General features: G+C 68.3%; 9 protein-coding genes. 4 read left to right on the forward strand and 5 right to left on the reverse strand.

Annotation, left to right across the window (positions count from 1 at the left end):
- Positions 1-554 (reverse strand): ferredoxin reductase (locus B2284_RS05865; RefSeq protein WP_286697293.1); only part of this gene is annotated, 554 nt, incomplete at its 3' end.
- A 282-nt stretch (positions 555-836) separates the two neighbouring features.
- On the opposite strand from B2284_RS05865, the gene B2284_RS05870 reads away from it, so the two are divergent.
- On the forward strand, positions 837-1,547 hold the full coding sequence (locus B2284_RS05870; protein WP_136788163.1) for a type 1 glutamine amidotransferase: 711 nt from the start codon (positions 837-839) through the stop codon (positions 1,545-1,547).
- A 224-nt stretch (positions 1,548-1,771) separates the two neighbouring features.
- Here B2284_RS05870 and B2284_RS05875 read toward each other — a convergent pair whose 3' ends face one another.
- A complete protein-coding gene (locus B2284_RS05875; RefSeq protein WP_170957159.1) occupies positions 1,772-2,689 on the reverse strand; it encodes a LysR family transcriptional regulator in 918 nt (305 codons plus the stop codon).
- A gap of 160 nt (positions 2,690-2,849) precedes the next feature.
- Here B2284_RS05875 and B2284_RS05880 point away from each other — a divergent pair, with 160 nt between their 5' ends.
- Positions 2,850-4,469, forward strand: coding sequence for a pyridoxal phosphate-dependent decarboxylase family protein (locus B2284_RS05880; protein WP_136788167.1), 1,620 nt, complete (start codon positions 2,850-2,852; stop codon positions 4,467-4,469).
- Positions 4,470-4,661: 192 nt separating this feature from the next.
- Here B2284_RS05880 and B2284_RS05885 read toward each other — a convergent pair whose 3' ends face one another.
- Positions 4,662-6,101: an ATP-grasp domain-containing protein gene (locus B2284_RS05885; protein ID WP_074045882.1), complete on the reverse strand. Its 1,440-nt coding sequence runs from the start codon at positions 6,099-6,101 to the stop codon at positions 4,662-4,664.
- A 230-nt stretch (positions 6,102-6,331) separates the two neighbouring features.
- On the opposite strand from B2284_RS05885, the gene B2284_RS05890 reads away from it, so the two are divergent.
- Entirely contained in the window at positions 6,332-6,823 is a 492-nt protein-coding gene (locus B2284_RS05890) for a hypothetical protein (RefSeq protein WP_131940319.1), read from the forward strand.
- 142 nt (positions 6,824-6,965) lie between these two features.
- Here the strand turns inward: B2284_RS05890 and B2284_RS05895 are convergent, their stop codons facing one another.
- The gene (locus B2284_RS05895) at positions 6,966-8,267 is read right to left on the reverse strand and encodes a cytochrome P450 (RefSeq protein ID WP_006947078.1); all 1,302 of its coding nucleotides are present in this window, start codon (positions 8,265-8,267) and stop codon (positions 6,966-6,968) included.
- A 65-nt stretch (positions 8,268-8,332) separates the two neighbouring features.
- Positions 8,333-9,700, reverse strand: coding sequence for a glutamine synthetase family protein (locus B2284_RS05900; RefSeq protein ID WP_038566505.1), 1,368 nt, complete (start codon positions 9,698-9,700; stop codon positions 8,333-8,335).
- Between the two features lie 219 nt (positions 9,701-9,919).
- Here B2284_RS05900 and B2284_RS05905 point away from each other — a divergent pair.
- Positions 9,920-10,512 (forward strand): acetoacetate decarboxylase family protein (locus B2284_RS05905; RefSeq protein WP_286697294.1); only part of this gene is annotated, 593 nt, incomplete at its 3' end.

The following is a 10,512-nucleotide window of genomic DNA, read 5'->3' on the forward strand; positions in this document are numbered from 1 at the left end:
CCGAAGGAGGCGAGTTCGTCGCGGAAGGCCATCGTCGCCCCGCTGCGCCCGAGGTAGTACAGGTGCCAGTTCTTGCCCTGCGCCTGCGCGGCGCGCACCATCGTCAGGATCGGGGTGATGCCGATGCCGCCCGCGACGAAGACGTACGTCGGCGCCTTGCGCAGTTCGAAGTGGTTGCGTGGGCCGTAGCTGACGAGTTCGTCGCCGACCTTCAGCGTTTCGTGGATGTAGGAGGAACCGCCTCGCGATTCGCTCTCGCGCAGGACGGCGACCTGGAAGCGGCTGCGGTCGGCAGGGTCGCCGCACAGCGAGTACTGACGGATGAGTTCGTCGAACGGGTCGTGCTCGGGCAGGTCACCCTGCTCGGCGTCCTTCAACTCGGCGTCGCTCACGCCGCCGAGGACGAGGTCGAGGTGCGCTCCGGGGGCCCACTCGGGCAGGTCTGCGCCGTCGGCGGCGCGCAGCGTCAGGAGGCGGACGCCGTCGGCGGCGTCGTCGATCCCGTCGACGACGAGAAGCGTCTTCGCCTCGGGCTGAGTCGATTCCGAAACCATGCCTGTCTCCTTCACTGGGCACAGCGCGCCGTCTCGCCCTCCTTGCGTACAGATGCACCCGGGTGCATCTGCACGCAGGGAGGCGACGCACGACGCGATGTTGTTCGGGTGCGAACGAGTTGTCAGTCTACGCATGTTCATGACGGGTGTGTGACCCAGGCAACATTCCATCGCCGCAAAGTCTTTCGGGGGCGAACGATCTGGCCTAGCGTGGGAGCACGCCGCCCAATCGCCCCCGCCTGACGCCTCGATCGTCGTGCGGGCCGTCGCCAGGAGTTCATCATGACCAAGCGCGTCCTCATCGTCCAGCACGACCACTGTTCGCCCCCCGGCGCCGTCGCGGATCGCTTTCGCGAGCGCGGTTACGAGGAGACACTCTTCCAGGTCGTGCCGGAGAAGGATTTCGAGAACCCGGGCGTCGACGTCGAGTTTCCCGACGTGCGCGAGTTCGACGCGCTCGTCGTCATGGGCTCGTACTGGTCGGCGTGGGACGACGAGATGATCGGCTCATGGCTGGCGCCCGAGATGCAGCTGCTGCGCGACGCGGACACCGCGGGCGTCCCCGTCCTCGGCATCTGCTTCGGCGGGCAGCTTCTGGCGCGCACGCACGGCGGCTCGGTCGGGCGCGCGCCCGAACCGGAGATCGGGTTCGTCGAGGTGAGCAGCGAACGCGAGGACATGGTGCCCGGTGGCAAGTGGTTCGCCTGGCACTACGACCGCTGGCAGGTGCCGCCGGACGCCGTCGAATTCGCGCGCAACGACATGGCGTCGCAGGGTTTCGTGCTGCGCAAGAACCTCGCCGTGCAGTTCCATCCCGAACTCTCCAGCGAGATGCTGACGGGCTGGTGCGACGACGGCGGACGCGAGATGCTCGCCTCCCTCGGGCGCGACGCCGACGCCGAGATCGCTGCCGCGAAGGAATGGGATGACGAAGGCCGCCGCCGCGCCGGCGTCCTCGTCGACGGGTTCCTGGAGCAGGTCGCCGCGAGTTGATGAGCGTTGACCTATTCGAACGCGAGGTTCGGCGCCACATGGCGCCGGCTGACGCCCGAGTTCTCGAAGAGACCGACGTAAGAGACGCCCTCTACCCCCTTGTCGGCTGGAGCGCGGAGCATTTCGACAGCCTCGACTGACGCGGGCGTCAACGTTGCCCGGATCCGCATCACGGTCGACGCGTTCTCGGGCGATGTTCACGCCCGATCAGGCGGGCGCGCCTTTCAGGACGTGAGGTCGTCGCGGTAGAGCCGCGCACAGAAGTCACGCAGCTCGGCGGCGAGGGCGGCGATCTCGTCGACGGCGTGATGCGTCGGCGTCCACGCGGCGTGCAGCGGCATCGTCAGCACCGAGCCGTCGGCGTCACGCACGCGGCGCGGGATGAGCCCGAACCGGGTGTCGTTCGTCAGCACCGCGACGCCGCGCCCCGAGGCCGCGAGCGCCTGGGCGGCTTCCGGCGAGTCGACCTCCTGCACGTGCTGTGGCGCGAGGCCCGCCTCGGCGAACGCGCGCGTCAACACCTGGCTGACGGGGTGTCGGCCCGGCAGCATGACGAGCGGGTCGACGCGTGCGAGCGCCTCGAGACTCACCGAGCGGTCACGCTCGGCGCCCTCACCATCGAGCACGCCCCGGGCGCCGACGTACGCGCGCACCGGCAACTCGGCGATCAGCATCGACGCCACCTCCGGCGGCGGAACGGCTGGTGCGACGACGATGTCCGCGCCCTCCCCGAGCGCCGCGAAGACCTCACTCGTCGAACGGCTGACGACGTTGACCTCCGGCGCCAACGCACCCCGCGCCGGGCCCGCCGCGAGGAACGGTGCGATGACGTCGCTGAGCGTCGTGCTCGGCGCGGCGATCGTCAACGACGTGAGCCTCCCGGACGCGAGAAACGCCGCAGTGCGCTTGAGCGTCGCCTCCTGTTCGAGCAGGCCGCGGGCCAGCACGAGCAGTTCGGCCCCGGCCGCTGTCAGCCGCACCCCACCCTCGGAACGGACGAGCAACTCGACCCCCAGCTCGCGCTCGAGCGCCCGCAACTGCCGCGAAACCGCAGGCTGGCTGACGTGCGACGCCGCGGACCCCGCCGTCACCGATCCGGCGTCGGCGACCGCGACGAAGTAGCGCAGGACTCGCAGCTCCACGACGGGCGACCTTCCGATGAGGCCATGCCCAGAAGGCATGGCAGAGAGTGAGAGCAGGTATCGAGGAGCCTAGCCCCATCTCGTCGATTTCACGTGGCCCACGTCACAGAATGTGCAGGGCACCACTGCCTGACATCACGCGCGAGCATCGGAGACGACCATGACGATCACCCCGCCTGACGGCGCCACAGCTGCTGCCGGCGTGCCCGGGCTGTCGGCCGACGCGATGCCGCAGCTGACCGAATACCTCGGCGAGGCAACGCGATTCATCACGGAGTGGATGAACGAGTACGGCCCTTCCACCCCGCATCCGGCGCAGAGCGTCGAGCACGCGCAGTTCAAGGCGGCATTCGACGAACTGACGTCGCGTCTGAGCGTCAACTACCCGTTCTTCCACCCTCGCTACGTCGGCCAGATGTTGAAGCCGCCGCACCCGGCGGCCGTCGTCGGGTATCTCACGACGATGCTCATCAACCCCAACAACCACGACCTCGACGCCGGCGCCGCGACGACGCGCATGGAGGTCGAGGCGGTCGATGAGATTGCGCGCATGTTCGGGTGCACCGCTCGTCGAACTGCAAGTGAGGACACGAGCGACGCGAGGCCCGGAGCGAGCAGCCGAGACGAGCCAGAGGAATGTGGTGACGGGAACCGACTCTGCCACCTCGGCCACCTGACGACCTCGGGCACCGTCGCGAACCTGGAGGCGCTGTTCGTGGCGCGGGAGACGCATCCGCGCAAGGCGATCGCGCACAGCGCTGACGCGCACTACACGCATGGGCGCATGAGCCACCTGCTCAACGTGCCGTCGGTGTCGATCCCGACCGACAGCCGCGGACGCATGGATCTTGACGCGCTCGAGTGGTTCCTCAAGGGCGGCGGCATCGGCACCGTCGTCATGACGGCCGGGACGACGGGGCTCGGCGCCGTCGATCCGATCGACAAGGCGATTCCGCTGTGCCGCAAGTACGGCGTCCGCGTCCACGTCGACGCCGCGTACGGTGGGTTCTTCCGTCTCCTCGCCGACGACGACTCCCTGCTCGCGCCCGAGGTGGCGGCGGCGTTCCGCGCGATCGACGAGGCCGACTCCGTAGTCATCGACCCGCACAAGCACGGCCTTCAGCCGTACGGCTGCGGCGCGGTGATCTTCAGGGATCCGAACGTCGCGAACTTCTACGACCACACCTCGCCGTACACGTACTTCACGACGGGCGAGGACATCCACATGGGCGAGATCTCGCTCGAGTGCTCGCGCTCCGGTGCGTCGGCGGCCGCGTTGTGGATGACGCTGCAGCTGATGCCGTTGACGCGTGAGGGCATGGGTGAGGTCGTCGCGCCGGGGCGTCGCGCTGCGCTTGCGTGGGCCGAGAAGTTGCGTGCGTCCGACGTGTTCGAGCTGTACCAGGAGCCGGACCTCGACATCGTCAGCTACTTCCCGATCGGCGACTCGCTCACCGACATCGACCGTCGCTCCGGCGCGATCCTCACCGCCGGCATGAATGCCCCGCGCGACGAGTCGCTGTTCGTCGCGACGTATCAGGTGGACGCCGACGACATGGCCGCGCGCGGGCACGTCATCGATGAGCGCAGCGCCGGGTCGGCGCAGGAGGGCGAACCCCTCGTCGGCGCGCGCATTCTGCGCAGCGTGACGATGAAGCCCGAGACCGAACCCGTCATCGACCAGATCCACGCGGCTGCCGAGGCCCTCGCCCGACAGGCCGCCACGGCCGAACGCGACGCTCCCCTGCCCGACGAAGAGGTCGCCGAGCCGGGCATCTGACGCATCGCCGGGCCCGTCACACGCGCGTACGGCCAGGTGAGTCACGAAGTGCACGGTGAGTCATGTGGAAGCGACTCACCCTGCACTTCGTGACTCACCTGCGTCCTGGATAGCCGCCGCGAACACCCGGGCCGACGCCTCGAGACCGTGCGCTCCGAGGTACGCGCCGCCGGGACGAACAGTGCCTTTCTGTCAGCGCACCTGCGGTTGAGCGACGAGGTCGCCATATCCGGTGCCCCACAGGCGGTCAGCCAGTTCATAGGCCGCGAGCGCCCAGGGTGCCAGTCGTTCACCCGGCTCGATGGCGAGGGGAGTGAAACGCACGAGCGCACCCATCGACGCCGGCCCGATCTCGAGCTGCCCCGTCGCCCCGGCCTCGTCGTCGACGACCTGGAGCGCGCCACGCACGTCATCGGTGACGAGCGCGTCGGGCCCCGGGTGACCGCAGACATGAACGGTGGTCGTCTTTGCGGCCTGCACGGCCTCCGTCGCCAGGTAGGCAGAGCCGATTCGCGCCGCGTCGCACGCCTCGACAACGAGGTCTTCGAACTGCGTCATCGCCAGAGGCAGCGTGCCGTGGATGAGCAAGTGCTGGTGCGTGTCGAGCAACGAGAACCGCTCGAGGCCCTTGCCGAGCGTTGAGATGCCGCCGCTGTGACGCGGATTGAGCTCATGGGGGATGAAACCCTCAGCGGTGAGGATGCCGTCGATGCCGAAGGAGCCGCGGTAGTGATGGCGCCGCGCGAGCACTTCGCCGACAGCGCGGGCGGTGGCGCGCATCTGATCGCGATCAGCCGGCGCCGGATCCCACCACGAAGAGATGCCCGCCTGACGAAAGCGATCGCTGCCGTGGGGCTGCAGCATCACGAGTTCCACCGGCCGGAGGACGGCGACGCCGTCGTCAGCGACCTGACCGTGGATGGAGCAGGGCACACCTTCGAGGTAGGGCATGAGACGCAGCCGCTCGGCATGGGGCGCGAGCGCTTCGTATGCGGCCGCGCCGTCGTCCGTGACGTGCCGCACCAGCACCGCGCCACCGTTGAGACCCTCGCTCGCGTCGGCCGACCAGACCGTTCCGACACCGCGATCGAGACGCGCGGCGGCCCCTCGCACCTCGTCGAGGCGTGCTGGGACGACCTCTTCGGGCGCATGCGGGACGCCTGCCGCCTCCCACAGCTCGCGGCTGAGCGTCTTGTCTTCCAACCGCTCCTGCGTCTCGCTGCGCGCGCCGTAGGTGCGTCGCTCGTAGAACGAATCAGCGCCGAGAGCGAGCGCGACGATGACGACAGCCCTCGCCTCGGGGTCGAACGCGTCGAGCACCGCGCCCACCCCGTCGTCCGACTCCCGCAGAAGGTGCTGCCAGGCGCGTACCTCATCGACCACGTCACGCACCGGGCTCATCGCCAAGCGGTGAACCGTGATCCGATCTGGCTCGGGCAGCGGGCCGGTGCCGTCGCCCCACGTGATCACGAGGATGCGCGCGGCACCGTTCTCGCGGGCCTGCACGACGTGACGGGTCGCGCTTGCCAGGACGGGTGCGAGGATGACGACCGGGCGCCCCTCGATGTCGTCACGCCGGCGCGCCGCGAGGTGCTTGCTCAGGCGCTGCAGAGGGTCCGGGCTGGTGTCCATACCCGATCGTAGGGCGGTTCGTGGCCACTGTTCGACCGATTTCCTCACGCGGCGCCATGGCCTGAGGCCGCGCAGCGCACCCCGCGATGGCATCCCGGCGCGGGCCACCCGCGCTGCGTGCCGGCACCACGGCAAGACGCCGTATGCGAGCGAGTCGAAGATTCGGGCGGAGGGTGAATCACCCCGCGCCGGGTCATGTCGTTCTATCGCACGCCCCGTAGGCTGGGGGCATGGCTATGAACACGGCGTTCGCCGTCCTTCCCGGCATGACGATCGACGAGCTTCCCAGCGGCATCCTCGACGCGACGACCGACTACGTCACGGGTGAGGAAGCCATCTCGAACGCCCTGCCGGCCGGTTACGTCGGCGCCTTCACGGCGCGCACGAACGACGAGCGCGACGCCGTCGTCCTCGTCGGCTACGAGCTGATGCTGCAGCCCGACCTCATCCCGGACATCGCCGACGAAGCCGTCACCGCCGTCTTCGCGGGCGGCTCGAAGACGTGGCTGCTCATCATCGACGCCGGCGAGTCGAGCCGCATGCTGTCGCTCGACGACGCGCAGATCACCGCCGAGGACGGCGAGCCCGTCGAGGGAGAGCCGACGTCCGTCATTGACGGTGACCCCGAGAAGACGCTCAAGAAGGCGGTCGGCGACCTCACAGGCGTCAGCCTCGACGCCGTCATCGCCGACAAGGGCCTGCTCGTCATCGTCGAGGACTGATGCTTCGGGTGGCCGCGCGAACCGACCGACCACGTCGACATCGCGTTGCCGGTGCCCACGCAGCGAGGCGGGTAACTCACGGGTAGGCGCGAAGTTCCGCGCCAACCCGTGAGTTACCCGCCACCGTGCGTCATTCGCCGCGTCAGTTGGCCCACTGGACACGAACCGGGAGCTTCTTCACCCCGTTGACGAAGTTCGAGCGCACGCGCTTGACGTCGCCGGCAAGCTCGATCGAGTCGATGCGCGGCAGCAGTTCTTCGAGCAGCAGACGAACCTCGAGGCGCGCGAGGTTGTTGCCGAGGCACAGGTGCGGTGAGCCCTTGCCGAACGTCATGTGATCGACGTTCTTGCGCGTCACGTCGATCTTGTACGGCTCGGGGAAGACGTCCTCGTCACGGTTGCCGGAAGCGAACCACATGACGACCTTGTCGCCGGCCTTGATCTGCTTGCCGCCGAGCTCGACGTCCTTCGTCGCCGTCCGACGGAAGTGGTAGACGGGCGACGCCCAGCGCAGCAGCTCCTCGAGGCCCGACTCGATGAGCGACGGGTCGTCCTTCATCGCCTTGAACTGATCGGGCTGCGCGATGAGGCCGAGCATGATCTGGCTGATCGCGTGACGCGTCGTCTCGTTGCCGGCGATGACGAGCAGCGAGAAGTAGTTGTTGAAGTCCTGGTCGGTGAGCGGAACCCCGTCCTCGGGCATCTTGTTCGCGAGGATCGAGACGAGGTCCTTGCCGTCGCCACCGACGCGCTTGTCGCGCAGGTCGCGGCCGTAGTCCCACACGTCCTGAACCGTCGGCGAACGGAACGGCAGGTGACGGTACTTCTCCGACTCAGGCGAGTCGAGCAGGTGCTCGGTGTAATCGGGGTCGGTGTTCGCGACCATCTCGTTGCCCCACTGGATGAGCTGGCCCGTGTGCTCACGCGGCACGTCGAGCAGACGCGCGAGCACCTGGATCGGGAAGTCCGCGGAGATCTTCTCGACGAAGTCGAACTCGCCGTTCGGCGACGCCTTCTTCGCCTCGTCGACGGTGTTCTTCGTCAGCTCGCGCAGGAACGCCTCGTAGTTCTTCAGCAGGTTGCGCGGCGAGAACTCGCGCTGGATGAGCTTGCGCAGCGCGGCGTGACGGGCGCCGTCCGTCTCGAGGATGGAGCGGCGGAAATCCATGAGGTCGTCGTCGACGTCCTCGAGGTTGACGAACTGCTCCGACGTGAACGTCTCGGAATCCTTGTCGACGACCCAGATGTCGTCGTACTTCGTGACGGCCCAGAAGCCCTTGCCGTCGCTCTCCTCCGTCCAGTGCACCGGGTCGGCGTGACGCAGCGCGTCGAACTGCGCCCATCCCTCGTTGTCGCGGAAGCGGTCGATGTTGGACAAGTCGACGTCGGCGACGTCGAACGCGGCGTCGGCCTCGGGAGCTGCGCCCTGGTCGATGATGGTCATGTCGTCTCTCCTCGTTCAGCAGGAAAATCGGGAAGGGTGCGCGAAGCGCCTGGTCGCGGGCGCGATCACAGGTGGTAGGTGTACTCGCGGAACTCCCAGTCGGTGATGAAGCTGTTGAAGCGCTCGATCTCGTTGCGCTTGTAGGCGAGGAACGTCGCGACGAACTGCTCGCCGAGCACCTCACGCATCTCGGTGTCTGCCTCGAGCGCGTCGAGTGCGGCGCACAGCGACGACGGCAGCATCGGCGAACGTTCCGGGTCGTAGCCGTAGCCGACGAGCGGCTCGCCGGAGTCGATCTCGTCGCGGATGCCGAGGTAGGCAGCGGCCAGCGTCGCCGCCGTCAGCAGGTACGGGTTGGCCGACGCGTCGCCGAGGCGCAGTTCGAGACGCGACGCGGAGCCGCGCTCCGGCGGGATGCGCACCATCGCGCTGCGGTTGTCGAGGCCCCAGTCGATGAGCCACGGCGCGAGCGTGTCGGGCCCGAACCGCTTGTACGAGTTGATCGTCGGGTTCGCGAGCGCCGTCAGCGCCGGCGCATGCTTGAGGATGCCGCCGATCGCGTGGTGCGCGACCTTCGACAGGCCGTGCTCGCCGTTCGGGTCGTCGAACAGGTGGTTGCCGTCGGCGTCCTGCGTCGAGAAGTGCAGGTGGAAACCGGAACCACCCTCGTCGTTGAACGGCTTCGCCATGAACGTCGCGAGCTTGCCGCGCGCCCGCGCCATCTCCTTGACGGCGGCCTTGAAGCGGAACGCGCGGTCGGAGGCGTCCATCGCGTCGGAGTGCCACAGGTTGATCTCGAACTGGCCGCTCGAGAACTCGTGGTTCGCGGCGACGACCTCGATGTCGTACTCGCCGAGTTGACGCAGCGTCTGCAGCAGCACGTTCTCCGGGTCACCACGCAGGCCGCTGACGTAGACGTTGCCGCTCATCTCGCCGTAGCGCGACCAGCCGGAATCGGAGTTCTCGTCCTCCTGCAGCACGTAGAACTCGAGCTCGGGCCCGCAGATCGGCGTGCCGGCGATCGAGGAGAACTTCTCGATGACGTTCTTCAGCACGTAGCGCGGGCTCTCGGCTGACGGCGAGCCGTCGGGGTTGAAGACGTCGGCGATGACGTGTGCGACGCCCGGCTCCCACGGCACGCGCGTCAGCGTCTCGATGTCGGGGCGCGCGACGATGTCCGGCAGGCCGGCGGCGAGCCCACCCTCGATGTCGACGACGTCGCCCATCGGCGTCGTGCCGTAGACGCTGCGGCAGAACGCGACCCCGTGACCCGTCGTCCGCTCGAAGCGGTTCACGAGCAGGTCCTTGCTGCGGTCGGTGCCGATGATGTCGGAGTAGCCGAGGCGGATGACGTCGATGCCCTCCGACCGGCACTTCGCCATGGCCTCGGCCACGGCCCCCGGCTCGCTCGACTTGCTCCCTGAGTTCGTCATGCCTCGTCGCCTCTCACGCCGTTGTGAGCGAACCTCGACGGTTGCCGGGTCGGGGTGCGCACGTTTCGTTCGGGTCCGAACATACCGTGTGACTCACGCCACACAAACCCTCATGATCGGGTAGCCTAGCGTGTGTCGTACGGATACGAACGATTTACGGCGAAGGAACTTCGACGCCCTCGCCGCGCGCACACGCGCCGACACCGAAAGGGCTCTGCCATGAGCGAATCCCCCGAACTCAAGGGTTTCTTCTACCCGCGCACCGTCGGCGGCACGTCGGGCATCATCCCGTCACCGCCGTGGTACTACTCGGGCGACCTGCTCACCGTCGAGTACCGCACGAACCCCGAGCGCGTACGCGAACTGCTGCCCGAACCGCTGGAGCTCGCCGACGAGGACCCGGGCGCCGTCGCGCTCATCTGGGCCGACTGGCAGTCGTGCAGCTCGTCGCGCGAGGAGCTGCTCGACCCGGTGCGCGCGCAGTACAAGGAGGCGTTCGTCGTCGTGCGCTGCTCCTACGAGGGCCGCACGTTCAGCCGCTGCGTCTACATCTGGGTCGACAAGGACTTCGCCATCGGCCGCGGCCTGCACCAGGGCTACCCGAAGAAGCTCGGCTCGATGTGGCAGACGCGCCCGCACCCCTTCAGCCAGGGCGCGCCGCAGATCGCGGAGGGCGGAATGTTCGGCGCGACGCTCGCGGCGGGCGACCGTCGCCTCGCCGAGGCGGTGCTGACGCTGCGCGAACCGTCCGAGACGAACGGCTTCGTCAACGGCCACCCGATGGCCCACCACCGCATCTACCCCGACATCGC

This window comes from Dermacoccus sp. UBA1591, from assembly GCF_002322065.1.
GTDB lineage: Bacteria > Actinomycetota > Actinomycetes > Actinomycetales > Dermatophilaceae > Dermacoccus > Dermacoccus nishinomiyaensis.

Bases quoted from the DNA above. Each gene is read 5' to 3' on its own strand.
- B2284_RS05900 (WP_038566505.1), bottom strand. From the start codon at position 9,700: ATGACGAACTCAGGGAGCAAGTCGAGCGAGCCGGGGGCCGTGGCCGAG.
- B2284_RS05880 (WP_136788167.1), top strand. From the start codon at position 2,850: ATGACGATCACCCCGCCTGACGGCGCCACAGCTGCTGCCGGCGTGCCC.
- B2284_RS05895 (WP_006947078.1), bottom strand. From the start codon at position 8,267: ATGACCATCATCGACCAGGGCGCAGCTCCCGAGGCCGACGCCGCGTTC.
- B2284_RS05870 (WP_136788163.1), top strand. From the start codon at position 837: ATGACCAAGCGCGTCCTCATCGTCCAGCACGACCACTGTTCGCCCCCC.
- B2284_RS05885 (WP_074045882.1), bottom strand. From the start codon at position 6,101: ATGGACACCAGCCCGGACCCTCTGCAGCGCCTGAGCAAGCACCTCGCG.
- B2284_RS05890 (WP_131940319.1), top strand. From the start codon at position 6,332: ATGGCTATGAACACGGCGTTCGCCGTCCTTCCCGGCATGACGATCGAC.